The organism is Streptomyces sp. NPDC059002, assembly GCF_042740435.1.
Classification (GTDB): Bacteria; Actinomycetota; Actinomycetes; order Streptomycetales; family Streptomycetaceae; genus Streptomyces.
In genome coordinates, this window is record NZ_JBHYJI010000053.1 from 43,977 (window position 1) to 68,334 (window position 24,358).

Here is a 24,358-nt window from a genome sequence, read left to right on the forward strand (position 1 = left end):
TCGCCCGAAGGAGGCGGGTGCCTGAGCGCTCCGCGGGAAATTCGGTTCGCATCTGCGGGTGCGTCGTGGCTGGTCGCGCAGTTCCCCGCGCGCCTTCGGGCCGCATCCGCTCAGCCGCTCGCCGCCCACTCGTAGCGGTGCTCCGGGCGGCCCGTGTCGCCGTACTTGAGGCTCAGCCTGACCCGGCCCGCGCGCTCCAGGAGCTTCAGATAGCGCTGTGCCGTCTGACGGCTCAGTCGTGTGTGGTCCGCCAACTCCTGGGCGGAGAGCGGCCCTTCAGCGGCCATCAGTGCCCGGCGTACCAGCTCCGCCGTGGTGGGGGAGTGCCCCTTGGGCAGCTCGGGCGCAGGGGTCGCCGAGAGGGCGCCGAAGATCCGGTCGACCTCGGCTTGCTCGGCCTCGCCGCCGCCGTCCAGGGTGCGGCGCAGGGTCGCGTACGCGTCGAGCTTGGCGCGCAGGCCCGCGTAGGAGAAGGGCTTGACCAGGTACTGGAGGGCGCCGTGCCGCATCGCTGCCTGCACCGTGGCCACATCGCGCGCCGCGGTCACCATGATCACGTCGGTCTGATGGCCGCGCTCACGCAACGTACGTACGACCGAAAGGCCCGTCTCGTCGGGCAGATAGTGGTCCAGCAGGACCAGGTCCACGGGGATGTCATCGACGAGCCGCAGCGCCTCGGCGGCGTTGTGGGCCTTCGCGGCCACCCGGAAGCCGGGGATCTTCGCCACGTAGGCGGCGTTGACGTCCGCGACCCGGACGTCGTCGTCCACGACCAGGACCTCGATCATCGTGCTTCCTCCGGGGTGGCGAGCTCGGGCTCGGTGAGGGCTTCGGGCAGGGCGACGGTGAACTCGGCGCCGCCTTCGGGGGCTTCGCCGGCCCGGGCGCTGCCGCCCTGCCGCTCGGCGAGCCTGCGGACCAGGGCGAGGCCGATGCCGCGCTTTCCGTGGGCCGGGGGCTCCTTGGTGGACCAGCCCTCGGTGAAGATCGTCTCGCGCTGCTCGGCGGGGACTCCGGGGCCGGTGTCGCGCACCCGTAGGACGACGGCGCGCCCCTCGGCGCGCAAAGCGACCTCCACGCGTGCGTGGCGGGTGCCTGCGGCGGCGTCGAGGGCGTTGTCGACGAGATTGCCGACGATCGTGACGAGGCCGCCCGGATCGACGAGCCGGTCCGGCAGCGCGGTGTCGCGCGGCACCGCGAGGACCACACCGCGCTCCGCGGCGACCGTGGCCTTGCCGACCAGGAGGGCGGCGAGCAGCGGGTCGTGGATCTTCTCGGTGATCTGTTCCGCGGTCACCCGGTGCGCTCCCGCCACCTCGCCGACGAACTCCGCGGCCTCCTCGTACATTTCCAGTTCGAGCAGGCCGAGGAGCGTGTGCATGCGGTTGGCGTGCTCGTGGTCCTGGGCGCGCAGGGCGTCGATGAGGCCGCGGGTGGAGTCGAGTTCGCGGCCGAGCTGTTCCAGCTCCGTGCGGTCGCGCAGGGTGGCTACGGCGCCCCCGTCGTCGGTGGGCATGCGGTTGGCGATCAGGACGCGCTGACCGCGCACCGTCAGCAGGTCGGTGCCCGTGACGCGGCCGGCGAGCACGTCGGTCGTGCGGCCCGCGCCGAGTGCCTCATCCAGCGGTTGTCCGATCGCCTCGCCGTCGAGGCCCAGGAGGCGCTGTGCCTCGTCGTTGAGCAGCCTGATCCTGCCCCCTCGGTCCAGTGCGACGACGCCTTCGCGGATACCGTGCAGCATGGCCTCGCGCTCCGCGAGCAGGGCGGAGATGTCCGAGAAGGCCAGGTCGCGGGTCTGCTTCTGCACCCTTCGGGAGATCAGGTACGCGGCGAGCGCGCCGACCGCGAGCGCCCCTCCCGCGTAGGCGAGCAGACCGGGGATGGAGTGCACCAGGCGGGCGCGCACGCTGTCGTATTCGATGCCTACGGAGACGGCGCCCACGATGTGCCCCTCCGCGTCCCGCAACGGCACCTTGCCGCGGGCGGAGCGGCCCAGGGTGCCGTTGTCGATCTCCATGACATCGCGGCCCGCGAGCGCGTCGCTGGGATCGGTCGAGACGACCTTGCCGATCTGGTCCCGGTCGGTGTGGGACCAGCGCACCCCGTCCTTGTTCATGATCACGACGTACTCGGCGCCACTGGCCCGGCGGATCCGGTCGGCCGCGGTCTGCACGGGTCCGTCCGGCGCGGGAGGCGAGGACTGCAGATCCTCCGCGATGCGTGGCTGGGCCGCCGTGGTCTGTGCGATGGCGAGCGCGCGGCGCATCGCCTGGTCGTCGAGCTGATCACTGAGCGGCGCGAGGAAGAGCCCCGTGGCGAGCACCGCGACCCCGGCGGCTATCGCCAGCTGCATCAGCAGGACCTGCGAGAACACGCGCCGGGGCAGGCCGAGGCGGAGGCGTCGCGCAGGGGAGGTCGGGCTCATGGATACGAACGGTACGGCGGCGGGCGGGCTACTCCGTAGTCACTGTGGCGGGGATCTCGTGGACGAGGTCTCCGTAGCCGGTGATGCGCTTCGTGGATCGCGTTGTCGCTCCATGGACCGCGTTGTGGAGTGATCATGCATCGCTCTACGGAGTGGTCATGCAGTGAGCTACGGGGTGACCACGGAGCGCGCTACGGAGTGAGTGTGGCCTTCCGCGTCGCCTCGTGCGTGATCTCCCGCACGGTCACCACGTCCATCCGCGCCGGGGACGCGAGGGCCGCGCCGCAGCTCTCCGGGCGGGGCGGCAGCGAGGCGCCCTGGGCGACGACGACCCGCCAGCGGCGGCCGTCGGCGTGGGCGACGGTCACCTGCCAGCGAGGGGCCGCGCCGTCCGTGTGCACGACGCTCAGGGCCCCCGCGGCGTCCTCGCCCGTCGAGGTGCGCACCGCGAGCTCGGCGGCCTGTCCAGGGCGCTCCCAGGCGGAACTGCCGCGGCACCCTTCGGTGACCACGCGGCCCGTGCGTACGGCTTCGAGGATCTTCTTGACGGCCTGCGCCCCGGTCCTGCCGTACGCGTATCCGTACGGCAGCACGAGCAGCGTCGGCGAGAAGCGGTGACCGCCGAGGTGGGTGACTTCCCAGGCGCCCTCTTCGCCGAGCGAGGCGAGTTCGGCGGCGAGGGGCCTGCCGAGCAGGGCGCAGCAGCGGTCGCGTTTGCCGTTGGTGCAGACGAGGGCGAGCGGGGCTCCCGTGTGCGGGGTGCCGAAGCCGCCGTGGTCGCCGCTGCCGAGGGCAGGGAAGTCCAGGTCCAGCAACTGCCGTGGGTCGTCGATCACTTGACCGCGCAGCCAGCTGCGGCCCGGTGCGGTGTGGGCGACGTACACCTGGTGCCGGGTGGGTGCGTGGCAGTCGGCGTGCCGCCCGGGGCGGCGGATGAGGGCGATGCGTACGCCGGTGCCCTCGGCGGCCTTCTCCAGGGCGCGGCCGACCTCCGGGTCGAGATGGCTGGAGGTCAGCGCCTTGGCGCCCCAGGGGCCCGGCTGTTCAAGGAGGAGCCATGTCCTGGCGGTGGCCGCGGTCCCCGCGAGAGGCTCGTTCAGGTCCCGCGAGGCGGTGGCGCACGTACTCACGCAGGCGAGCCTAACCCGCTCTGCGTCCTCGGCCGTTCACGCCTCGTCGAAGGACGGCATGGGCTGTGGGGGACGCAGCCCCACGTACTGGCCGCTGGGGCGCATCCGCAGCGGCCGCTCGTCGTACTCCTCCAGGGCGTGCGCGATCCAGCCCGCCGTACGGGCCACCGCGAAGATCGTCTCGCCCGCCTCCGCGGGCATCCCCGAGGAGGTGCTGAGGACGGCAAGGGCGAGGTCGACGTTGGCGTGCAGGTTCGTGTGGCGGGCGGTGGTGGCCACGACGTCGCGGGCCGCGGCGAGAGCGGGGCCTGCCGACGGCATCTCCTCCAGGAGGGCGAACAGCGCCTGCGCGCGCGGGTCTTCGCCGGGATAGAGGCGGTGGCCGAGGCCGGGAACGCGGCGGCCCGCGCGGAGTTCATCGGCCACTACGGGGGTCGCGCTGCCCCGGTCGAGTACGTCGAGGAGCATGCGGTGGGCCAGACCGCTGGCCGCGCCGTGCAGCGGGCCCTCCAGGACGCCGAGTCCGGCCGAGACCGCCGCGTAGGGGTGGGCGCGGGCGGAGGCGGCGACGCGGACGGCGAGCGTCGACGCGGCGAGGTCGTGGTCGACGAGCAGCGCGAGGGCGGTGTCCAGTGCGTGCAGCGCGGCGGCGTCGGGCTTGCGGCCGGTCAGCCGCGCCCACAGGCGTCGCGCCAGCGGTCCTTCGTCCCGGTGGCCGGACAGGACCGGCGGGAGCGCGGCGACCAGGGTGGGGATCAGGGAGCGTGCGGTGCCGATGACGGCTTCTTCTGAGAGGTCGAAGCGGAGCGGATCGGCGGCCGCGGCGGAGATGGCGGCGACGCGCAGGCGGTCCGTCGGCCCGCTGTGCTCGGGCAGCGCGTTGACGGCACGGCGGGCCGTGACGAGGGTCTCCTTGGGGGCGGTGAAGCCGATGCCGGGGCGCAGCACGCCGGTCCACAGCCACTCGGCCACCTGTTCGTAGGAGTGGGCCAGGGCGAGCTGTGCCGCGTCGACGCCGCGGTAGTAGTAGCGGTCCTTGTCGATCAATGTGATGCGGGTGCGTACGGAGAGTTCGTTGGCGGTGGTCGGGGCGGCGGGTTCCCGTCGGTTCCTGCGGGCCAGCGCCTCGACCTCCTTGGCGTCGAAGGTGCTGCCCCGTGAGCCGGCGCCGCGGCTGCTGCTGAGCTGGCCGCGGCTCACATACGCGTACACGGTCTCGGGCTTCACGCCGAGCAGCTCGGCGGCTTCCTTGGTGGTCAGCCGCCGGTCCTGCGTGGCTCCTTGATCCGTCATAGGCGTCACCGTATCCGCTTCTTTATATTGATTGGATCAATATTGACAGGACTTCAGTCAAGCATGGACAGTCGAATCAAGTCCAGGGAGGAAGTCGAGGAAGAACATGCCGATCAATGGCTCCGCCGCCACCCCCGCCGAGCCGGTCGAGGTCCCACGAGGGCTCGCCGGTGTCGTCGTGACCGAGACCGCAATCGGGGACGTCAGGGGGTACGAGGGCTTCTACCACTACCGCCAGTACTCGGCCGTCGAACTCGCGCAGAGCCGCGGCTTCGAGGACGTATGGCATCTGATGTTCCACGGCGAGCTGCCGGACGCCGGGCAGAGTGCCGCCTTCGCCGCGCAGACCGCGCTGCTGCGGCACCTGCCCGACGAGGTGCGTGACGCCCTGCCCGCGATAGCCCGTGCCAGCGTGCTGTCCGGGCCGCTCTCCGGGCTGCGCACCGCCCTTTCGCTCTTCGGGGCGTCGAAGGGCTTCCGTCCGGTGTACGACATCGACGGCGACCGGCGGCGCGCGGACGCCCTGGCCGCGTCCGCCGTGGTGCCGACCCTGCTCACCGCGCTGTACCGGCTCGGGCAGGGCCTCGAGCCCGTCGAGCCGCGTGACGACCTGTCGTACGCCGCCAACTACCTCTACATGATGACCGGTTCGGAGCCGGATCCCGCCCGGGCCCGCGCGATCGAGCAGTATCTGATCTCGACCATTGATCACGGCTTCAACGCGTCAACCTTCACGGCGCGGGTCATCACGTCGACCGGAGCGGATGTGGCGGCCTGTCTGGTGGGTGCCGTCGGTGCGCTCTCCGGTCCACTGCACGGCGGGGCGCCGAGCCGGGCCCTCGACACCCTCGACGCCATCGGCACGCCCGACCGCATCGACGGCTGGATCCGTGAGCGGGTCCTCGCGGGCGACCGCATCATGGGCTTCGGCCACCCCGTCTACCGCACGGAGGATCCGCGCTCACGCATGCTGCGGGGCATCGCGCAGCAATTCGGCGGCGACATGGTGGAGTTCGCGGTCGAGGTGGAGCGACAGGTGGAGGCGATCCTCGCCGAGCTGAAGCCGGGGCGCGAGCTGCACACGAACGTGGAGTTCTATGCCGGGGTCGTCATGGAGCTGTGCGGGCTGCCGCGCGAGATGTTCACGCCGACGTTCGCGTCGGCGCGGGTGGTCGGCTGGAGCGCCAACATCTTGGAGCAGGCGGAGGATTCAAAGATCATCCGGCCCGCGGCGCGCTATGTGGGGGAGGTACCGCCGGTTCCGGTACCCGCGCGACCGTGAGCCGCTGGTTCCAGTTCCCACGCGGCCGTGAGCCGCTGGTTCCGGTACCCGCGCGGCCGTGAGGTGTGAGAAAGGTCCGGCACCGAGGGGTGTCGGACCTTTCGATCAGCCTTCCTGGGCCGTCAATCGGTCGGATCCTGCGGCGGACCGGCGGGACCGGGAGGCGAGTCGCTGCGGCTCTTGCGGATGGCCATCACGGCTGTGACAGTCGCACCCGCACCGATCAGCAACGTTCCTACTGCCGTAATGACGTCAGTTATGTCCTGGAGGGCCATGTCGCTGCTCACGCATCCGGGATGTCGGCCTTGGCGCGGATGAGGGTTTCACGGCTGACCACCACGATCCGTTCGTAGTCGGCACGTGCGGCATCGGACGGCAGCTCGCTGTCGAGCACATCTGTTGCCTCTGTGCCGATCACCGCGAAGTTGCCGTCGGCCAGCTCGAAGATGTCGGGGCATGTCTCCCCGGAGAGACTGCCTCTGGCGCGTGGGGGCACACCGATACGACGCACGATCTTCAAGGGAATCCCAGTCCTTGTTGGAACAGTAGGGGCGCGAACGGGGTCACGTTAACCGTTTGGGGACCGTGCTCTTTACGCCTCTTGCTCCAACTGGTCCTACCCGTAGGGGTGTTAGCCCGTTGACAGGCCCTTACTCCGGCGGAGGTTCGCCCACCACCCACCACTCTTCGGTGTCCGGGTCTTCGAGGTCGCGGATGAGGCCGTCCATCATGTGGCCCACCCTGGACTCGTCCGACGAGTCTCCGAGGCTTGCCCGATGGTGACGGGTCGCCTCCCAGTACTCACGGAAGACCGGGTTCCGGCAGATCACCCGAAGATGCCCGTGCAGCTCTTCCCAATTGACGACCCCGACGCGGTAGGCGAGAAGGGCGTTTGTGTACAGGGCGTTGGCGAAGAGGTACTGGCGCCGTGTCGTGGGCGGCGCCTCCACGGTGCTGAGCACGGCAGCCAGGTCGGGATCGTCCATTGCCTTGCTGAGCAGGTAGAACTGAAGCCGCTGCTGCTGGGCGAGTTCGGCGGGACGGTTCTGGGTCTGCTCCAGGCGGTCGATCCGTGAGCGCAGTTCCTCGTACCTCCGCTGTTGGGCGGCCAGCAGCGCCCAGATGCCGGTCGCGAACGAGAGCCCCGCCACCGCGGCCGGACCCACCCCCCGTATCCAAATATTCTGTGTGGCCATGTCAACCCCCGAATCGGGCAACCCTCCGCCGGTCGTCGGTGCGGGTCGACAGGGAGCGGACCGGCGAGCGATGGGCGGTGCGCTTGCCGTCTCCCAGGGTGCCGAGCGGCTCTGATCGGCGGGGAGGCGGAGAGGAGGCGCACGGAAGGAAGCAGTGGTCGCACATCCGGGCGCCGTGCACAATGTGTGCCCCGCGAGCGCCGCTAACAATCGTTCACTCCAAGCCCCCTCCACGCACACATATCCTGGGGCGGTCTTCAATCGTCGTACGGGATTCGATGAGGTCCGACGAGGCCCGACGGGATCCGGCGCGACGGGAACGAGCGTCGATGCGAGAGGCCCACGTGAACAAGCAGCAGATCCCGGTCGTCGTTCTCGCCGGATTTCTGGGCTCCGGAAAGACGACTCTGCTCAACCATCTGCTGCACCGCAGTGGCGGCACCCGGATCGGGGCGATCGTCAACGATTTCGGTTCGATCGAGATCGACGCCATGTCGGTCGCCGGGCAGCTCGGGGACTCCACCGTCTCGCTCGGCAACGGCTGTCTGTGCTGCGCGGTGGACGCGAGCGAGCTGGACGAGTACCTGGAGCGCCTCGCCCGGCCGTCCGCGCGGATCGACGTCATCGTCATCGAGGCGAGCGGGCTGGCCGAGCCGCAGGAGCTCGTGAAGATGCTCCTCGCCAGCGAGAATCCGCACATTGTGTACGGCGGGCTCGTCGAGGTCGTCGATGCCGCCGAGTTCGACGCCACCAGGGAGCGGCACCCCGAGGTCGACCGGCATCTGGGCATCGCCGATCTCGTCGTGGTCAACAAGGCCGACCGGGTGCCCGACGCGGAGCGTGAGCGCGTGCTCGGCGCCGTCCGCGGGCTCGCGGGGCGCGCGTCCGTGGTCGCCGCCTCCTATGGGCGCGTCGACGTGGAGCTGTTCTTCGACCGCGCGCCCGTGGGGGAGAGGGTGGGACAGCTCTCCTTCGACGATCTTCGGGACGGCGACGGCGCTTCAGAGGCCGACGGTGATTGCGCGGACGGCCGCTGCGGTCACCACGACCACCTGCACTCCGCCTACGAAAGCCTCTCCTTCACCTCCGACGTGCCCCTGGGGCCCCGCCCCTTGATGGCCCTGCTCGACAGCAGGCCCGAAGGGCTCTACCGCATCAAGGGGTACGTCGATTTCGGCCCGTCCGACCCGGGGAACCGGTACGCGGTGCACGCCGTGGGGCGGTTTCTGCGCTTCTACCCGGAGCCGTGGGGTCCGGGCGAGCCACGCCTCACGCAGCTCGTACTCATCGGGTCCGGCATCGACGTACCCGCCCTGGAGAAGGAGCTCGAAGCCTGTCGTGAGGACGCCCCACAGGCCGATGAACACGGCATGTGGGGCGTACTGCGGTACGTCCAGGAATCACCGGAGCAGGAATACGTCCAGGAAGCACCGGAGCAGGAAGCGGACCTGGGGCGCTAGCGCGGCCCGATCACACCGGGCCCGCCACCGCCGCCACCGGCTTCGCCAGAGAGACGCCCGATCCGTCGCGGCGCGGGTCGATCTCCGGGAGCTCGGCCGGTGAGCCGTTGCGCTGGGCCGCGTGCGGGGGCGTCGGGCCCGCCCAGGCGAAGCTCAGGCAGTCCTCGCCCTTCAGGAACCGCTGGACGCGTACGCCGCCCGTGGCCCGGCCCTTGCGGGGGTACTGGTCGAACGGCGTGAGCTTGGCCGTCGTCTGCACCGAGTCGTCGAGCGTGCCGCGCGAGCCCGCGACCGTGAAGACGACCGCGTCCACCGCGGGATCCACCGCGGTGAAGGAGATGACCTTCACGCCGTCGGCGAGCTTGATGCCCGCCATGCCGCCCGCGGGGCGGCCCTGCGGGCGGACCTGGGACGCCTGGTAGCGCAGCAGCTGCGCGTCGTCCGTGATGAAGACCAGGTCCTCCTCGCCGGTGCGCAGCTCGGCGGCGCCGACGATCCGGTCACCGTCCTTGAGGGTGATGACCTCCAACTCGTCCTTGTTGGACGGGTAGTCGGGCACCACGCGCTTGACGACGCCCTGCTCGGTGCCGAGGGCAAGGCCCGGCGAGGACTCGTCGAGCGTCATCAGACAGATCAGCTTCTCGTCCCCTTCCAGGGAGAGCAGCTCCGCGACGGGCGCTCCTCCGGAGAGGTTGGGTGCGCCCGCCGTTTCCGGCAGCTGCGGAAGGTCCACTACGGAGAGGCGCAGCAGGCGTCCCCCGGAGGTGACCGCGCCGACCTCGCCGCGGGCCGTCGCGGGAACGGCGGAGACGATCACGTCGTGCTTGACGCGCTTGGTGTCGCCTTCGGCGAAGGGCTCGCCGTTGGCCGTACGGGCCAGGAGGCCCGTCGACGACAGGAGCACCCGGCACGGGTCGTCCGCGACCTGCAGGGACGTCGCGGCCACGGGGGTGCCCGCGGACTCCAGGAGCACCGTGCGCCGGTCCGTGCCGAACTTCTTGGCGACGGCGGCCAGTTCGGCCGAGACCAGCTTGCGCAGCTCGGTGTCCGACTCCAGGATGCCGGTCAGCTCGTCGATCTCGCCGTTGAGCTTGTCGCGCTCGGACTCCAGCTCGATGCGGTCGTACTTGGTCAGGCGGCGCAGCGGGGTGTCGAGGATGTACTGCGTCTGGACCTCGCTCAGCGAGAAGCGCTCCATCAGGCGCTCCTTGGCCTGCGCGGAGTTCTCGCTGGAGCGGATGAGGCGGATGACCTCGTCGATGTCCAGGAGGGCGACCAGGAGGCCCTCGACCAGGTGCAGCCGGTCGCGCTTCTTGCCGCGGCGGAACTCGCTGCGGCGGCGCACCACGTCGAAGCGGTGGTCGAGATAGACCTCGAGGAGCTCCTTGAGGCCGAGGGTGAGGGGCTGACCGTCCACCAGCGCCACGTTGTTGATGCCGAAGGACTCCTCCATCGGCGTCAGCTTGTACAGCTGCTCCAGGACGGCCTCGGGGACGAAGCCGTTCTTGATCTCGATGACGAGGCGCAGGCCGTGCGCGCGGTCGGTGAGGTCCTTGACGTCGGCGATGCCCTGCAGCTTCTTCGAGCCGACCAGGTCCTTGATCTTGGAGATCACCTTCTCCGGGCCGACGGTGAAGGGCAGTTCGGTGACGACCAGGCCCTTGCGGCGCGCCGTCACGTTCTCCACGGAGACCGTCGCGCGGGTCTTGAAGGTGCCGCGGCCGGATTCGTACGCGTCCTTGATGCCGCTCAGGCCGACGATGCGGCCGCCCGTGGGCAGGTCGGGGCCCGGCACGAACTTCATCAGCGTCTCGAGGTCGGCCCCCGGGTGCTTGATCAGGTGCCGGGCGGCGGCGATGACCTCGCCGAGATTGTGCGGCGGCATGTTCGTCGCCATGCCGACGGCGATGCCCGACGAGCCGTTCACCAGGAGGTTCGGGTAGGCCGCCGGGAGGGTGGTCGGCTCCGTCTCCTGGCCGTCGTAGTTCGGCGTGAAGTCGACCGTGTCCTCGTCGATCGACTCCGTCATCAGGGAGGTGGCGTCGGCCATCTTGCACTCGGTGTACCGCATGGCGGCCGGCGGGTCGTCGTTGCCGAGCGAGCCGAAGTTGCCGTGGCCGTCGACCATCGGCAGGCGCATCGAGAAGGGCTGGGCCATGCGCACCAGGGCGTCGTAGATCGACGCGTCGCCGTGGGGGTGCAACTTACCCATGACCTCGCCGACCACGCGGGCACACTTCACATAGCCGCGGTCGGGGCGCAGGCCCATCTCGTTCATCTGGTACACGATGCGGCGCTGCACGGGCTTCATGCCGTCGCGGGCGTCCGGCAGGGCGCGGGAGTAGATGACCGAATACGCGTACTCGAGGAAGGAGCCCTGCATCTCGTCGACGACGTCGATGTCGAGGATCTTCTCCTCGAACGAGTCGTCGGGCGGCGGGGTCTTCGTGCTGCGGCGGGCCATCGCTGCTGCGGCTCCTTCACCAAGCAAGTGCGGGTTCTGACGCCGACCATTGTGGACTGTCCCACTGACAACGCCGACCACGACCCGTGCTCCGGCGCCGTCATCGCCCGACTACGCCGAGGGCGGACCGGGAACTTCCTCGGGTGTCGGCTCGCTTGCATACAGTGGCAGGACTGGCAGAACCAGCAATGTTTTAGCGATCGAAGGGACGTACATGCCCATGGGTCACACGGCCACGGCCGAGGCCGGCTCCGGCGGCCTGACAGCGACCGAGCACCGGCTGGCCAACGGCCTGCGCGTGGTGCTCTCCGAGGACCACCTGACCCCGGTCGCCGCGGTCTGCCTCTGGTACGACGTCGGCTCCCGTCACGAGGTCAAGGGGCGTACCGGCCTCGCGCACCTCTTCGAGCACCTGATGTTCCAGGGTTCCAAGCAGGTCCACGGCAACGGCCACTTCGAGCTGGTGCAGGGCGCGGGCGGCTCGCTCAACGGCACCACGAGCTTCGAGCGCACCAACTACTTCGAGACGATGCCGGCCCACCAGCTCGAGCTGGCCCTGTGGCTGGAAGCCGACCGGATGGGCTCGCTGCTCTCCGCGCTCGACGAGGAGTCCATGGAGAACCAGCGCGACGTCGTCAAGAACGAGCGCCGCCAGCGCTACGACAACGTCCCGTACGGCACGGCGTTCGAGAAGCTGACTGCCCTCTCCTACCCGGAGGGGCACCCGTACCACCACACGCCGATCGGCTCGATGGCCGACCTGGACGCGGCCACCCTGGAAGACGCGCGCAACTTCTTCCGTACGTACTACGCGCCGAACAACGCCGTCCTCTCCGTGGTCGGCGACATCGACCCGGAAGAGACGCTCGCCTGGGTCGAGAAGTACTTCGGGTCGATTCCCTCGCACGACGGCAAGCAGCCGCCGCGCGACGGCTCCCTGCCCGAGCGCATCGGCAAGGAGCTGCGCGAGGTCGTCGAGGAAGAGGTCCCGGCCCGCGCCCTGATGGCCGCCTACCGGCTGCCGGAGGACGGCACGCGCGCGTGCGACGCGGCGGACCTGGCGCTCACCGTGCTCGGCAGCGGCGAGTCCTCCCGGCTCTACAACCGCCTGGTGCGCCGTGACCGTACGGCGGTCGCGGCCGGCTTCGGCCTGCTGCGGCTCGCCGGTGCGCCCTCGCTCGGCTGGCTCGACGTGAAGACCTCGGGCGACGTGGAGGTCCCGGAGATCGAGGCCGCCGTCGACGAGGAGCTGGCCCGCTTCGCCGCGGAGGGCCCCACTCCGGAGGAGATGGAGCGCGCCCAGGCGCAGTTGGAGCGCGAGTGGCTCGACCGGCTCGGCACGGTCGCGGGCCGCGCCGACGAACTGTGCAGGTACGCCGTCCTGTTCGGCGACCCGCAGCTCGCCCTGACGGCCGTCCAGCGCGTCCTCGACGTCACCGCCGAGGAGGTCCAGGAGGTCGCCAAGGCCCGCCTGCGCCCCGACAACCGCGCGGTGCTCGTGTACGAGCCGGTGGCCCCCGAAGCCGGTGCAGACGAAGACGACGAGGAGGCGGCGAAGTGACCGAGGCCGCAACGATGCAGTTCCACGCGCAGCCCCAGGCGGGCACCGCGAAGCCCTGGGCGTTCCCCGCCCCCGAGCGCGGCACCCTCGCCAACGGCCTCACGGTCCTGCGCTGCCACCGCCCCGGCCAGCAGGTCGTCGCCGTAGAGATCCACCTCGAAGCGCCGCTCGACGCCGAGCCCGAGGGCCTCGACGGTGTGGCGACGATCATGGCGAGGGCCTTCAACGAGGGCACCGACAAGCACTCCGCCGAGGAGTTCGCCGCCGAGCTGGACCGCTGCGGCGCGACGCTCGACGCGCACGCCGACCACCCGGGCGTACGCGTGTCGCTCGAAGTCCCGGTATCGCGCCTCCCGAAGGCGCTCGGCCTGCTCGCCGACGCGCTGCGGGCCCCCGCGTTCGCGGACAGCGAGATCGAGCGCCTGGTGGCCAACCGCCTGGACGAGATCCCGCACGAGGCCGCCAACCCGTCGCGCCGCGCCGCCAAGGAGCTGTCCCGGCAGCTCTTCCCCGCGGCCTCGCGCATGTCGCGTCCGCGCCAGGGCACCGAGGAGACGGTCTCGGCCATCGACTCGGCGGCCGTAAGGGCCTTCTACGAGAAGCACGTTCGGCCCGCGACGGCGACCCTGGTCGTGGTCGGCGACCTCACGGGCACCGACCTGGACGCCGTCCTCACGGACACCGTCGGCGCCTGGACGGGCGACACGGCCCAGCCGCGCCCGGTGCCCCCGGTGACCGCCGACGACACCGGCCGTGTCGTCATCGTGGACCGCCCCGGAGCTGTCCAGACGCAGCTCCTGATCGGCCGCGTCGGCGCCGACCGGCACGACCGTGTGTGGCCCGCCCAGGTGCTCGGCACGTACTGCCTGGGCGGCACCCTCACCTCGCGCCTGGACCGCGTCCTGCGCGAGGAGAAGGGATACACCTACGGAGTACGGGCGTTCAGCCAGGTCCTGCGCTCCGCACCGGACGGCACGGGCGCGGCCATGCTCGCCATCACCGGCTCGGTCGACACCGCGTCCACGGGGCCCGCGCTCGACGACCTGTGGAAGGTCCTGCGCACCCTCGCCGCGGAGGGCCTCACGGATGCCGAGCGCGACGTGGCCGTGCAGAACCTGGTGGGCGTGGCCCCGCTCAAGTACGAGATGGCGGCCTCCGTGGCGGCCACGCTCGCCGATCAGGTCGAGCAGCACCTGCCGGACGACTTCCAGGCGCAGTTGTACCGGCAGCTGGCCGCCACCGGCACCGTGGAGGCCACCGCGGCCGTCGTGAACGCCTTCCCGGAGGACCGTCTGGTGACGATCCTCGTCGGCGACGCCGCGCAGATCGAGGAGCCCGTCAGGGCGCTCGGCATCGGCGAGGTGACCGTGGTCACGGGCTGAGGGACAGTCAGGACATATGGGGACCCTGGCAGCCGAAGTGGCCGCCAGGGTCCCCATATGTCCGAATTCGCATGGAGGTTGCCTGTCTGCCCTGTGGCGTGCGCTACAAAAAGCTAGTTCTGTTTGTCGATTGAAAGACGCCCCGTTTAGCGTCGGTCCGTCTGTTCGTCACGCACCACGTCGCATCCGCGGCACCGGACAGTCATCGCCGAGTCCCCGTACGGCGCGAGCCAGGGGAGCCGGGGACCCACATGTCCCCTGGGGTGAATCGGGCACCTTGCCGTGCGGCGAGGGACCCGTAGGAGACCTTCCTGCTCCGAACCCGTCAGCTAACCCGGTAGGCGAGAGGGAAGGAAAGGATCAGCCGCTTCATGGCGTTCACCCGTGCCACCGGGAAGCACCGTCGTCCGAGCCGCCTCACGCGGACCACCGCGAACGTCGCGGGTGTCGCAGCGCTCACCACCACCGGTGTCATCGGAGGCCTGGCCGCTCCGGCGCTCGCCGCCGACGACGCGGCCGTCGAGAGCACCGGCCTCACCCAGGCGATATCCGTGGGCGACTCCCTTGCCGAGAGCGTCGACGCGCAGGCCACCGCGCAGAAGCAGGCCGCCGACGACGCCGCCGCCGCGAAGAAGGCCGAAGAGGCCGCCAAGAAGAAGGCCGCCGAGGAGAAGCGCAAGGCCGAGGCCGAGGCCAAGGCGAAGGCCAAGAAGGAGCGCGAGGCCAAGGAGCGCGCCGCCCGCGAGGCCGAGCGCAAGCGCCTGAACACCTACGTCTCCCCGATCACCGGCTCGTACGTCTCCACGGGCTACCAGACCGGCGGCGCCATGTGGTCCTCCGGCAGCCACACCGGTATCGACTTCCACGCCGCGTCCGGCACCACGGTCCACGCCGTCGGCTCCGGCACCGTCGTCGAGGCCGGCTGGGGCGGTGCCTACGGCAACAACGTGGTCATCAAGATGAACGACGGCACGTACACCCAGTACGGCCACATGTCCTCCCTCAGCGTCACCGTCGGCCAGACGGTCACCCCGGGCCAGCAGATCGGCCTCTCGGGCTCCACGGGCAACTCCAGCGGCCCCCACCTCCACTTCGAGGCCCGCACCGGCGCGGACTACGGCTCGGACATGGATCCCGTCGCGTACCTGCGCGCGCACGGCGTCAACGTCTGACCCACGCCCCTCAGTAGCACCCCGAAAGCCCCGGCTCCCCGCGAGCCGGGGCTTTCGCCGTTTCCGACGCATGCCACCGGCGCCGCCCTTGGCCAAAAGATATCCATTGATTTCGGCCCGCCGTCGGAAATTCCGGCGCCCTGCAATAGAGTCGGTGAACGAGCGTCGGTCGACCGCGTTTCGCGGGGATTAAGGCGGAGGTTGGGTCATGCGCATTCCCGCGCACTCGGTATGCACGGCCATCCGGGACGACATCGTCTCCGGAGTCCACGAGCGGGGCGGCAGGCTCACCGAGGAACTCCTGGCCCGGCGCTACGGAGTCTCCCGCGTTCCCGTGCGCGAGGCCCTGCGCACCCTGGAGGCCGAGGGATTCGTGGTGACCCGCAGGCACGCGGGCGCGTGCGTCGCGGAACCCGGCGAGCAGGAGGCCGCCGACCTCCTGGAGATCCGGTCGCTGCTGGAGCCGCTCGCGGCGGCGCGCGCCGCGCAGCGCCGCACCGAGGCGCATCTGAAGGTCCTGCGCGGCCTGGTCAGGCTCGGCCAGGAGCGTTCGAGGCGGGGCCAGGGGGAGGACCTGCGGTCCCTCGCGGGCTGGTTCGACGAGACGCTCGCGCAGGCGTCCGGCAGCCCGGGGCTCATCACGCTGCTGACCCAGCTCCGGCGCAAGATCGCCTGGATGTACGTCGTCGAGGCCCCGGCCGCCGCCCCGGACTCCTGGTCGGAGCAGGCGGCGATCGTCGACGCGGTCGCCCGTGGGGACGCGGAGCGCGCCAGGTCGCTGACCGCGGCGCACACGGAACGGGCGAAGGGGGCGCATCGATTGCGTCATTCACCGAGGGAAGCCCGCGTGAGGGATTTGCAACATGCCGTAAACACGGCGGGGCTCCCGAATTAACACCGGAGCCGTATACAAAGAGGGGTTATTTCATCCGGGGTGCCGGACCTCTTTTTCGTGTGCCCTTTTTCATGTGTCGCTTTATTCTCGGGCGCATGCGCATACGTCGATGGGGTCACCCGGAATTCCGGGTGACCCCATCGACGTATTGCAAGGAACGTGTCCTAGACCGTCTCCGGAAGCTCCTCGAGGCCCTCCGCGACGAGCTTCGCCAGACGGTCGAGGGCGGCGTCCGCGCCCTCGGCGTCGGAGGCGAGCACGATCTCCTCGCCGCCCTGGGCGCCCAGGCCGAGCACCGCGAGCATCGAGGCGGCGTTGACCGGGTTGCCGTCGGCCTTGGCGATCGTCACGGGGACGCCGGCGGCCGTGGCCGCGCGGACGAAGATGGAGGCGGGTCGGGCGTGAAGGCCCTCGGCCCAGCCGACGTTGACGCGGCGCTCAGCCATGTGTTGCTGCCCTTCCAGGTGTCTCACACTTGTCTAGACCAGTGTCTCATGCCGGGGCGGGTGCTCTGCCGGACCGAGGCCCGGGCTCCTCCGGTCGTACGTCCTCACCTGCCCGGCCCGTACGTCCCGCACCCGGCCGCCTTCCGGCCCTCCCTAGCCTGCCCCGGCCCCGGCGGCCGCGCGACCCGTACCCTGGCCCCATGCAGAGCCCGTCGGATCAGCAGGATCGGCACGGCCATCCCTCCCACTGGGAAGCCGATGTGGTGCTGCGCGACGGGGGCACCGCCCGGATCAGGCCGATCACGGCCGAGGACGCGGACCGCCTGGTCAGCTTCTACGAGCAGGTCTCCGACGAGTCGAAGTACTACCGGTTCTTCGCGCCCTACCCCCGCCTCTCCGCCAAGGACGTGCACCGCTTCACCCATCACGACCAGGTGGACCGGGTGGGCCTCGCGGCGACCGTCGGCGGCGAGTTCATCGCCACCGTGCGCTACGACCGCATCGACGAGCGCGGCATGGCCGCAAGCGCCCCCGCCGACGAGGCCGAGGTCGCCTTCCTCGTGCAGGACGCCCACCAGGGCAGGGGAGTGGCCTCCACGCTCCTCGAACACATCGCCGCCGTCGCCAGGGAGCGCGGCATCCGCCGCTTCGCGGCCGAGGTGCTGCCCGCCAACACCAAGATGATCAAGGTGTTCACCGACGCGGGCTACCAGCAGAAGCGCAGCTTCGAGGACGGCGTCGTACGCCTCGAATTCGATCTGGAGCCGACCGACCGCTCGCTCGCCGTGCAGCGCGCCCGCGAGCACCGTGCCGAGGCGCGGTCCGTGCAGCGGCTCCTGACGCCCCGCTCGGTCGCCGTGGTCGGCGTGGCCCGCGCCCCCGGCGGGGTGGGCAGGAGCGTGCTGCGCAACCTCCAGGAGGCCGGATTCACCGGTCGGCTGTACGCGGTGAACGGCGAGTTCGGCGACGGCGCCGAGGTCGAAGGGGTGCCCGCCCACCGCTCCGTGAGCGGCATCGACCCCGGTGAGCCGGTCGACCTCGCGGTCGTGGCCGTGCCCGCCGAGCGGGTGCCGCAGGTCGTCGCCGAGTGCGGCGAGCGGGGGGTGCAGGGGCTCGTGGTGATCTCCGCCGGGTACGCGGAGAGCGGCGCCGGGGGGCGCGAGCGGCAGCGCGAACTGGTGCGCCAGGCACGGTCGTACGGCATGCGCATCATCGGCCCGAACGCCTTCGGGGTCATCAACACCTCTCCGGAGGTGCGGCTCAACGCCTCACTCGCCCCCGAGGCGCCCGTGCGCGGCCGGATCGGTCTGTTCACGCAGTCCGGCGCGATCGGCATCGCACTCCTGTCCGGGCTGCACCGGCGGGGCGCGGGCCTTTCCACGTTCGTGGGCTCGGGCAACCGCGCGGACGTGTCGGGGAACGACGTACTCCAGTACTGGTACGAGGACCCGGACACCGACGTCACCCTCATGTACCTGGAGACCATCGGCAACCCGCGCAAGTTCACCCGCCTCGCGCGCCGCTCGGCGACCGCCAAGCCCCTCGTCGTGGTGCAGGGCGCCCGGCACAGCGGCATCGCGCCCACCGGGCACGCCGTGCAGGCCACGCGGCTTCCGCACGCCACCGTGTCGGCGCTGCTGCGCCAGGCGGGCGTCATCCGGGTCGACACCGTCACGGAGATGGTCGACGCGGGGCTGCTCCTCGCGGGCCAGCCGCTGCCCGCGGGGCCGCGCGTGGGCATCCTCGGGAACTCCGAGTCCCTCGGGCTCCTCACGTACGACGCGTGCGTCGCGGACGGGCTTCGGCCGCTGCCGCCGCGCGACCTGACGACCGGGGCCACCCCGGCCGACTTCCGGGCGGCGCTCGCCGAGGCGCTGTCGGACGACGCGTGCGACGCGGTGATCGTCAACGCGATCCCGTGGGTGCGCGAGGACGGGGTCGCGGCCGACCCCGAGACCCTGGCCACGGAGCTGCGGGCCGCGGCCGCGCGCTGCTCCGCGAAGCCGGTCGCCGTGGTCCACGTCGAGCTCGGCGGGCTCGCGGCCGCGTTGGCCGCCGCCACCAGCACCCGTCCCGATGCGGCGGTACCGGTACGGCGCACCACGGGCACGACGGAGCCCCCGGCAGAGGCGGACGCGGCCGAAGACCTCGCCGAGCAGTACCGCATCCCCGCCTACCCCGCCGCCGAGCGGGCCGTTCGCGCCCTCTCCGAAGCGGTCAAGTACGCGCAGTGGCGGCGCGATGCCGCCGAGCCGGGGAAAGTGCACGAGTACGAGGACATCGACGAGAGCGGGGCCGCCGACCGGATCGCCGAGCTGCTCGCCGTCGAGGACGATCCGCGGGGTGCCACCCTCGCCCCGGCAGACGCCCACGAACTGCTCGGGCGCTACGGCATTCCCGTACGGCAGGCCCTGCCCGCGCCCGATCCCGACGCGGCGGCGGCAGCGGCGCGCAGGCTCGGCTACCCCGTCGCCCTGAAGACCACGGCCCCGCACCTGCGGCACCGCGCCGAACTCGGCGGCGTCCGGCTCGACCTCGCCGACGAGGAGCAACTGCGCAGGGCCTACCAGGAGTTGACCGACGCCTTCGGAAGGCCCGCCGAGCTGCGGCCGGTCGTCCAGGGCATGGCCCCGCGCGGCGTCGACACCGTCGTGCGCGCGGTCATCGACCCGGCGGCCGGCGCGGTGCTCTCCTTCGGTCTCGCGGGCGCCGCGTCCGAACTGCTCGGCGACACCGCGCACCGCCTCGTCCCGGTCACCGACCGCGAGGCCGCGTCCCTGGTCAGGTCGATCAGGACCGCGCCGCTCCTCTTCGGCTGGCGCGGCTCGGCCCCGGTCGACACCCCTGCCCTCGAAGAGCTGCTCCAGCGTGTGTCGAGGCTCGTCGACGACCACCCCGAAGTGGTCGGCGTCTCCCTGGAGCCCGTGGTCGTCGCCCCGCGCGGCCTCTCCGTGCTCGGCGCCTCCGTGCGGCTCGCGCCGCCGCCCGCCCGCGACGACCTCGGGCCGCGCACGCTCCCCCGCTACTGATACCGCGCGCGCCGGGCACTGGGGGCGCCACAGGGCATCGTGCGCCCCTCGCCGGGCCGTAGGATGGAGGGCATGGCAAAGACCGGTACGACGACCCAGGGGCTGCGCGCGGCGATCGAGCGCAGCGGCTACTACCCGGCCCTCGTGGCCGAGGCGGTGGAGGCCGCGATCGGCGGCGAGGCCATCGGGTCGTACCTGGTCCACCAGGAGACCACGTTCGACGCGAACGAAGTGCGTCGGCACGTCACGGTCCTCGTCCTGACCGGCACGCGCTTCATCGTCAGCCACACCGACGAGCAGGCGGCGGACAGCACGTCCCCGACGCCGTACGCGACCACCTCCACCGAGTCGGTCAAGATCGGCCGCATCTCCTCGGTCGTCGTCAGCCGCGTCGTCGCCAACCCGGAGAAGTACGTTCCCGGGTCGCTGCCCCGCGAGGTCGTCCTGACCATCGGCTGGGGCGCCGTCTCCCGCATCGACCTGGAGCCCGCCGCCTGCGGCGACCCCAACTGCGAGGCGGACCACGGCTACACCGGCAGCTCGACCGCCGACGACCTCAGCCTGCGCGTCAGCGAGGCGGGCGACGGCCCCGACGCCGTGCGGCAGACCCTCGCCTTCGCACAGGCCCTGTCCGAGGCGACCGCGGACATCGCCCGCTGATGTCCCTGCCCGCCTGGGACGACGTACAGCCGCTCGCCCTCGACACCGCCCCCGTGCCCGCGTACGGCACGGGATCGCTCGCCGATCTGCTGCCCACGCTCATCGCCCACCAGGGAGTGCCGGGGTACGACGAGCCCGTCATCCCCGAACTCGCCCCCGCCGACCGGAACTGCGTCTTCCTGATCGACGGGCTCGGCTGGGAGCAGCTCAAGGCCCATCCGGCCGAGGCGCCCTTCCTGACCTCGCTCATCGAGAGCTCGCGCGGCGGCACCGGACAGCCGATCACCGCGGGCTTCCCCGCCACCACCGCGACCTCGCTCGCCTCGGTCGGCACGGGACTGCCGCCCGGCGCACACGGCCTGCCCGGCTACACGGTCCGCAATCCGGCCACCGCCGAGCTGATGAACCAGCTCCGCTGGAACCCCTGGACCGACCCGCGCAAGTGGCAGCCGTACCCCACGGTCTTCCAGCAGGCGCACGCGGCGGGCGTGCACACCGCGCAGGTGTCGTCGCCGACCTTCGAGAACACCCCGCTCACCAAGATCGCGCTGAGCGGCGGATCCTTCCGGGGCAGGCTCTCCGGAGAGGACCGCATGGACCTCGCGGCGGCGCAACTCGCCGCAGGGGACCGGTCGTTGGTCTACACGTACTACGCCGAGGTGGACGGCAAGGGCCACCGCTTCGGAGTCGACTCCGACGCCTGGCGCGGCCAGCTCATGTACGTCGACCGGCTCGTCCAGCGCCTCGCCGAACAGCTGCCGCCCCGCAGCGCCCTGTACGTCACCGCCGACCACGGCATGCTCGACATCCCCTTCGACGACGCCTCGCGCATCGACTTCGACGAGGACTGGGAGCTGCGCGCCGGCGTCGCCCTGCTCGGCGGCGAGGGCCGCGCCCGGCACGTCTACGCGGTGCCCGGCGCCGCGAACGACGTCCTGACCGTCTGGCGCGAGGTGCTCGGCGAGCAGTTCTGGGTGGCGAGCAGGGACGAGGCGATCGCCGCGGGCTGGTTCGGTCCACACATTGATCAACGTGTGTACGACCGCATCGGCGATGTCATCGCCGCCGCCCACGACGACGTCGCGATCATCGCCACGGAGCAGGAGCCCAAGGAGTCCGCCCTGGTGGGCATGCACGGCTCCATGACCCCCGTCGAGCAGCTCGTCCCGCTCCTCGAAGTACGCTCCTAGCCGTACGCCCCACGCGGCACCCCCACCGACGCACGTACCGAAAGGTCCTCAACTCCCCATGCCCGAGCTGGTGTTCTTCTCCGGAACGATGGACTGCGGAAAGAGCACCCTGGCTCTGCAGATCGAGCACAACCGCTCGGCCAGAGGACTCCAGGGGATGATCTTCACGCGGGACGACCGGGCCGGCGAGGGCAAGCTGTCCTCGCGGCTCGGGCTCGTCACTGACGCGATCGAGGCGGCCGACGACTTCGACTTCTACGCGCACCTCGTCGACCACCTCACGCAGGGCGGCCGCGCGGACTACGTGATCGCCGACGAGGCGCAGTTCCTCGCCCCCGAGCAGATCGACCAGCTCGCCCGCGTCGTCGACGACCTCGGCCTCGACGTCTTCGCCTTCGGCATCACCACGGACTTCCGCTCCAAGCTCTTCCCCGGCTCGCAGCGCCTGGTCGAACTCGCCGACCGGGTCGAGGTGCTCCAGGTCGAGGCCCTCTGCTGGTGCGGCGCCCGCGCCACGCACAACGCCCGCACCATAGGCGGCGAGATGGTCGTCGAAGGCGCCCAGGTCGTCGTCGGCGACGTCAACCAGCTGCCGGGAGAGGTGGGTTACGAGGTGCTGTGCCGCCGTCACCACCGGCGCCGGACGACCGCGGCGACCGCGCGCGCCGGTGCTCTCTCGCCCGACGTGCTGCCGGTCGACACGGTGCCCGCGCGCCCCTGACTCACGCGGCGGGGTGCGACCGTACGACGGCGAAGACCGCGCCCTCCGGGTCGGCGACCGTCGCCATCCGGCCGTGCGTGCCGACCCTTGCGGGCTTGACGACATGGCCGCCGAGTTCGACGACCCGGTCCACCGTCTCGTCCACGTCGGCGACTTCGAAGTACGTCATCCAGTGCGGGCCCCGGTCCCGCGGCAGCGCCTGGCCCACGCCGTGCATGGACGCCACGGGGCGCCCCTCCACATGCAGGGTCAGATAGTCGAAGTCGGCCGAGACCACCGCCTCCTCGGTGTAGCCGAAGACGGTCTGGTAGAACTTCACGACGCTCGCGGTCTCGCGCGTCACCAGCTCGTTCCACGCGGGTGTGCCCGGCCGCCCGGCGACCGCCTGGCCCAGGTGGCCCGCGGCCTGCCAGATGCCGAACACCGCGCCCGCCGGGTCGGAGGCGATGGCCATCCGCCCCGCGTCGCCCGCGTCGATCGGGCCCACGCCGACCGTGCCGCCGCAGTGCCGCACCGCCTCGGCCGTCGCGTCCGCGTCGTCCGTCGCCAGATACGGGGTCCAGGCGATGGGCAGGTGCCGGTCGGGCGGCAGCTGGCCGATGCCGGCCACCTCACGGCCGTCGAGCAGGGCCCGTACGTAGGGACCGAGCTGTTCGGGGCCGGGCCGGAACTCCCAGCCGAAGAGCGCTCCGTAGAACTCCTGGGTCGCCGTCAGGCCATGGGCCATCAGGCTCACCCAGCATGGTGCGCCGGGTGCGTGCCGACCGGTCCCCGCGTCGTCACGCGGACCGTGCCCCAAGGACTCCGACGAGCTCAGTCCCGGGGAGGCCCCATTCGCCCGTGCCTCGGTCATCGTCAACCTCTCCTCGGCCCTCACGGTGGCCGCTCCGCTTCCGCTTCCGAACGCGCGTACCCTCGCCGCGCGAATGCGCGCCCGTGCAGATGCTCGCACCACCTGTCGCACCGCGCGTCCCGGCCGCGCCGCACTGGCCGGCTTCCCGCGGAGGATGCCCGAAATACGGTTTCTCACCCGTGAACATGTGATTGCCGAGCCGTGTCCGTCTGCTGTACGGGGCGTGCATGCTTCCGTACGCCCCGTGGTCGGGCGACGTCCGGCGGAGCAGGGTAGCCGGACCTTGGCGGCGCGGCCACCCCGTGCGCAAGGATGGGGCCCATGAATGCCATCATCTCCGCATCCGAACTCGCGAGCGACCTGGCGGGGGAGCAGCCGCCCGTCGTGCTCGACGTCCGCTGGCAGATGGAGGGCTCCATGCGCTCCGCGTACCTGGAAGGGCACCTCCCGTCTGCTGTTTTCGTCGACCTGGAGGCCGATGTGACGGGCCGGGCGGGTGCCGCGGGACGGCATCCGCTGCCGGATCTCGACCACTTCGGTGCCGTGATGCGGGCGGTGGGCGTCTCTCCGGAGCGGGACGTCGTCGTGTACGACACTGGCCAGAACTGGGCGGCCGCACGCGTGTGGTGGATGCTGCGCTGGACGGGTCACACCTCGGTGCGGGTCCTCGACGGTGGCATCGCGCTGTGGACGGGCCCCCTGGAGCAGGGCGCGGGCAGCGCCCCGGCCGAGGGTTCCTTCGTGCCCGCCCCGAACAGCACGGACCTCCTCGACGCCGACTCCGCCGCGGCCCTGGCCCGCTCGGGCCTGCTCCTGGACGCCCGCGCCGCCGAGCGCTACCGCGGCGAGGTCGAGCCGATCGACCGCGTCGCCGGGCACATCCCGGGCGCGGTGTCGGCGCCGACCACGGAGAACGTCGCCGCGGACGGCCGCTTCAAGCCGGCCGTCGAGCTGGCGGACCGCTTCAAGGCGCTGGGCGCGTCGGGGACTTCGGAGATCGGCGTGTACTGCGGGTCCGGCGTCTCCGGCGCCCACGAGGTGCTCGCCCTCGCGGTGGCGGGGATTCCGGCCGCGCTGTACGTCGGTTCGTGGTCGGAGTGGTCGGCCGACCCCGCGCGGCCCGTGGCGACGGGACCGGACCCGCAGTAGCCTTCCGCACTCCTACGGAGAGGGGGGCCACACCGACACGGTGTGGCCCG

At 71.4% G+C, this 24,358-nt stretch carries 20 protein-coding genes and 1 riboswitch; of the genes, 11 read left to right on the plus strand and 9 right to left on the minus strand.

Annotated elements, in window-relative coordinates:
• Positions 1 to 110: 110 nt before the first annotated feature.
• The 4 genes from ACFWZ2_RS33640 to ACFWZ2_RS33655 form a co-directional block, all read right to left on the minus strand.
• Positions 111 to 788, minus strand: a complete 678-nt coding sequence (locus ACFWZ2_RS33640) for a response regulator (protein WP_384552202.1) — start codon at positions 786 to 788, stop codon at positions 111 to 113.
• On the minus strand, positions 785 to 2,425 hold the full coding sequence (locus ACFWZ2_RS33645) for an ATP-binding protein (protein WP_384552204.1): 1,641 nt from the start codon (positions 2,423 to 2,425) through the stop codon (positions 785 to 787). Before ACFWZ2_RS33645 ends, ACFWZ2_RS33640 begins: the two co-directional genes overlap by 4 nt.
• Before the next feature lie 191 nt (positions 2,426 to 2,616).
• Positions 2,617 to 3,555, minus strand: coding sequence for a sucrase ferredoxin (locus tag ACFWZ2_RS33650; RefSeq protein WP_384552205.1), 939 nt, complete (start codon positions 3,553 to 3,555; stop codon positions 2,617 to 2,619).
• Positions 3,556 to 3,591: 36 nt separating this feature from the next.
• On the minus strand, positions 3,592 to 4,848 hold the full coding sequence (locus tag ACFWZ2_RS33655) for a citrate synthase family protein (protein WP_384552206.1): 1,257 nt from the start codon (positions 4,846 to 4,848) through the stop codon (positions 3,592 to 3,594).
• A gap of 106 nt (positions 4,849 to 4,954) precedes the next feature.
• Here ACFWZ2_RS33655 and ACFWZ2_RS33660 point away from each other — a divergent pair, with 106 nt between their 5' ends.
• Entirely contained in the window at positions 4,955 to 6,130 is a 1,176-nt protein-coding gene (locus tag ACFWZ2_RS33660; protein WP_384552208.1) for a citrate synthase/methylcitrate synthase, read from the plus strand.
• Positions 6,131 to 6,413: 283 nt separating this feature from the next.
• Here ACFWZ2_RS33660 and ACFWZ2_RS33665 read toward each other — a convergent pair whose 3' ends face one another.
• Both ACFWZ2_RS33665 and ACFWZ2_RS33670 read right to left on the minus strand, forming a co-directional pair.
• The gene (locus ACFWZ2_RS33665; protein WP_384552210.1) at positions 6,414 to 6,650 is read right to left on the minus strand and encodes a hypothetical protein; all 237 of its coding nucleotides are present in this window, start codon (positions 6,648 to 6,650) and stop codon (positions 6,414 to 6,416) included.
• 130 nt (positions 6,651 to 6,780) lie between these two features.
• Positions 6,781 to 7,296, minus strand: a complete 516-nt coding sequence (locus ACFWZ2_RS33670) for a DUF6082 family protein (RefSeq protein ID WP_384552211.1) — start codon at positions 7,294 to 7,296, stop codon at positions 6,781 to 6,783.
• Positions 7,297 to 7,655: 359 nt separating this feature from the next.
• On the opposite strand from ACFWZ2_RS33670, the gene ACFWZ2_RS33675 reads away from it, so the two are divergent.
• Positions 7,656 to 8,786: a CobW family GTP-binding protein gene (locus tag ACFWZ2_RS33675; protein WP_384552213.1), complete on the plus strand. Its 1,131-nt coding sequence runs from the start codon at positions 7,656 to 7,658 to the stop codon at positions 8,784 to 8,786.
• Positions 8,787 to 8,796: 10 nt separating this feature from the next.
• Here ACFWZ2_RS33675 and ACFWZ2_RS33680 read toward each other — a convergent pair whose 3' ends face one another.
• On the minus strand, positions 8,797 to 11,250 hold the full coding sequence (locus tag ACFWZ2_RS33680; protein WP_384552214.1) for a DNA topoisomerase (ATP-hydrolyzing) subunit A: 2,454 nt from the start codon (positions 11,248 to 11,250) through the stop codon (positions 8,797 to 8,799).
• A gap of 220 nt (positions 11,251 to 11,470) precedes the next feature.
• On the opposite strand from ACFWZ2_RS33680, the gene ACFWZ2_RS33685 reads away from it, so the two are divergent.
• The 4 genes from ACFWZ2_RS33685 to ACFWZ2_RS33700 all read left to right on the plus strand — a co-directional run bounded on the left by ACFWZ2_RS33685 (position 11,471) and on the right by ACFWZ2_RS33700 (position 16,260).
• The gene (locus ACFWZ2_RS33685) at positions 11,471 to 12,811 is read left to right on the plus strand and encodes a M16 family metallopeptidase (protein WP_384552236.1); all 1,341 of its coding nucleotides are present in this window, start codon (positions 11,471 to 11,473) and stop codon (positions 12,809 to 12,811) included.
• Positions 12,808 to 14,193 (plus strand): M16 family metallopeptidase, encoded by a 1,386-nt coding sequence (locus tag ACFWZ2_RS33690; protein WP_384552216.1) that lies wholly within the window; start codon positions 12,808 to 12,810, stop codon positions 14,191 to 14,193. The genes ACFWZ2_RS33685 and ACFWZ2_RS33690 overlap by 4 nt, the downstream gene beginning before the upstream one ends.
• 196 nt (positions 14,194 to 14,389) lie before the next feature.
• A riboswitch (cyclic di-AMP (ydaO/yuaA leader) is annotated at positions 14,390 to 14,552 on the plus strand.
• 12 nt (positions 14,553 to 14,564) lie between these two features.
• A complete protein-coding gene (locus ACFWZ2_RS33695) occupies positions 14,565 to 15,365 on the plus strand; it encodes a M23 family metallopeptidase (protein WP_384552218.1) in 801 nt (266 codons plus the stop codon).
• 208 nt (positions 15,366 to 15,573) lie between these two features.
• The gene (locus ACFWZ2_RS33700; RefSeq protein WP_384552220.1) at positions 15,574 to 16,260 is read left to right on the plus strand and encodes a GntR family transcriptional regulator; all 687 of its coding nucleotides are present in this window, start codon (positions 15,574 to 15,576) and stop codon (positions 16,258 to 16,260) included.
• A gap of 164 nt (positions 16,261 to 16,424) precedes the next feature.
• Here ACFWZ2_RS33700 and ACFWZ2_RS33705 read toward each other — a convergent pair whose 3' ends face one another.
• Positions 16,425 to 16,706 carry an HPr family phosphocarrier protein gene (locus ACFWZ2_RS33705; RefSeq protein ID WP_030021209.1) on the minus strand — a complete coding sequence of 94 codons (282 nt, stop codon included), beginning with the start codon at positions 16,704 to 16,706 and terminating at the stop codon, positions 16,425 to 16,427.
• Between the two features lie 200 nt (positions 16,707 to 16,906).
• Here ACFWZ2_RS33705 and ACFWZ2_RS33710 point away from each other — a divergent pair, with 200 nt between their 5' ends.
• The 4 genes from ACFWZ2_RS33710 (at position 16,907) to ACFWZ2_RS33725 (ending at position 22,306) form a co-directional block, all read left to right on the plus strand.
• Positions 16,907 to 19,735 (plus strand): GNAT family N-acetyltransferase, encoded by a 2,829-nt coding sequence (locus tag ACFWZ2_RS33710; RefSeq protein ID WP_384552222.1) that lies wholly within the window; start codon positions 16,907 to 16,909, stop codon positions 19,733 to 19,735.
• 72 nt (positions 19,736 to 19,807) lie between these two features.
• The gene (locus ACFWZ2_RS33715) at positions 19,808 to 20,395 is read left to right on the plus strand and encodes a DUF5998 family protein (protein ID WP_384552224.1); all 588 of its coding nucleotides are present in this window, start codon (positions 19,808 to 19,810) and stop codon (positions 20,393 to 20,395) included.
• Positions 20,395 to 21,585: an alkaline phosphatase family protein gene (locus tag ACFWZ2_RS33720; protein WP_384552226.1), complete on the plus strand. Its 1,191-nt coding sequence runs from the start codon at positions 20,395 to 20,397 to the stop codon at positions 21,583 to 21,585. The genes ACFWZ2_RS33715 and ACFWZ2_RS33720 overlap by 1 nt, the downstream gene beginning before the upstream one ends.
• A gap of 58 nt (positions 21,586 to 21,643) precedes the next feature.
• Complete coding sequence (locus ACFWZ2_RS33725) at positions 21,644 to 22,306, plus strand: thymidine kinase (protein ID WP_384552228.1); 663 nt, start codon at positions 21,644 to 21,646, stop codon at positions 22,304 to 22,306.
• A 1-nt stretch (position 22,307) separates the two neighbouring features.
• On the opposite strand, the gene ACFWZ2_RS33730 is transcribed toward ACFWZ2_RS33725, so the two are convergent.
• Complete coding sequence (locus tag ACFWZ2_RS33730) at positions 22,308 to 23,033, minus strand: VOC family protein (protein WP_384552230.1); 726 nt, start codon at positions 23,031 to 23,033, stop codon at positions 22,308 to 22,310.
• Positions 23,034 to 23,480: 447 nt separating this feature from the next.
• Between ACFWZ2_RS33730 and ACFWZ2_RS33735 the strand changes: the two genes are divergently transcribed.
• The gene (locus tag ACFWZ2_RS33735; RefSeq protein ID WP_384552232.1) at positions 23,481 to 24,308 is read left to right on the plus strand and encodes a sulfurtransferase; all 828 of its coding nucleotides are present in this window, start codon (positions 23,481 to 23,483) and stop codon (positions 24,306 to 24,308) included.
• Positions 24,309 to 24,358: the final 50 nt, after the last annotated feature.

What these genes read in the sequence shown, in the direction of transcription:
- ACFWZ2_RS33695 (WP_384552218.1), top strand. Translation starts at nt 14,565, where the DNA reads ATGGCGTTCACCCGTGCCACCGGGAAGCACCGTCGTCCGAGCCGCCTC.
- ACFWZ2_RS33685 (WP_384552236.1), top strand. Translation starts at nt 11,471, where the DNA reads ATGGGTCACACGGCCACGGCCGAGGCCGGCTCCGGCGGCCTGACAGCG.
- ACFWZ2_RS33730 (WP_384552230.1), bottom strand. Translation starts at nt 23,033, where the DNA reads ATGGCCCATGGCCTGACGGCGACCCAGGAGTTCTACGGAGCGCTCTTC.
- ACFWZ2_RS33640 (WP_384552202.1), bottom strand. Translation starts at nt 788, where the DNA reads ATGATCGAGGTCCTGGTCGTGGACGACGACGTCCGGGTCGCGGACGTC.
- ACFWZ2_RS33705 (WP_030021209.1), bottom strand. Translation starts at nt 16,706, where the DNA reads ATGGCTGAGCGCCGCGTCAACGTCGGCTGGGCCGAGGGCCTTCACGCC.
- ACFWZ2_RS33715 (WP_384552224.1), top strand. Translation starts at nt 19,808, where the DNA reads ATGGCAAAGACCGGTACGACGACCCAGGGGCTGCGCGCGGCGATCGAG.
- ACFWZ2_RS33675 (WP_384552213.1), top strand. Translation starts at nt 7,656, where the DNA reads ATGCGAGAGGCCCACGTGAACAAGCAGCAGATCCCGGTCGTCGTTCTC.
- ACFWZ2_RS33655 (WP_384552206.1), bottom strand. Translation starts at nt 4,848, where the DNA reads ATGACGGATCAAGGAGCCACGCAGGACCGGCGGCTGACCACCAAGGAA.
- ACFWZ2_RS33735 (WP_384552232.1), top strand. Translation starts at nt 23,481, where the DNA reads ATGAATGCCATCATCTCCGCATCCGAACTCGCGAGCGACCTGGCGGGG.
- ACFWZ2_RS33660 (WP_384552208.1), top strand. Translation starts at nt 4,955, where the DNA reads ATGCCGATCAATGGCTCCGCCGCCACCCCCGCCGAGCCGGTCGAGGTC.
- ACFWZ2_RS33680 (WP_384552214.1), bottom strand. Translation starts at nt 11,250, where the DNA reads ATGGCCCGCCGCAGCACGAAGACCCCGCCGCCCGACGACTCGTTCGAG.
- ACFWZ2_RS33725 (WP_384552228.1), top strand. Translation starts at nt 21,644, where the DNA reads ATGCCCGAGCTGGTGTTCTTCTCCGGAACGATGGACTGCGGAAAGAGC.
- ACFWZ2_RS33720 (WP_384552226.1), top strand. Translation starts at nt 20,395, where the DNA reads ATGTCCCTGCCCGCCTGGGACGACGTACAGCCGCTCGCCCTCGACACC.
- ACFWZ2_RS33710 (WP_384552222.1), top strand. Translation starts at nt 16,907, where the DNA reads ATGCAGAGCCCGTCGGATCAGCAGGATCGGCACGGCCATCCCTCCCAC.
- ACFWZ2_RS33700 (WP_384552220.1), top strand. Translation starts at nt 15,574, where the DNA reads ATGCGCATTCCCGCGCACTCGGTATGCACGGCCATCCGGGACGACATC.
- ACFWZ2_RS33645 (WP_384552204.1), bottom strand. Translation starts at nt 2,425, where the DNA reads ATGAGCCCGACCTCCCCTGCGCGACGCCTCCGCCTCGGCCTGCCCCGG.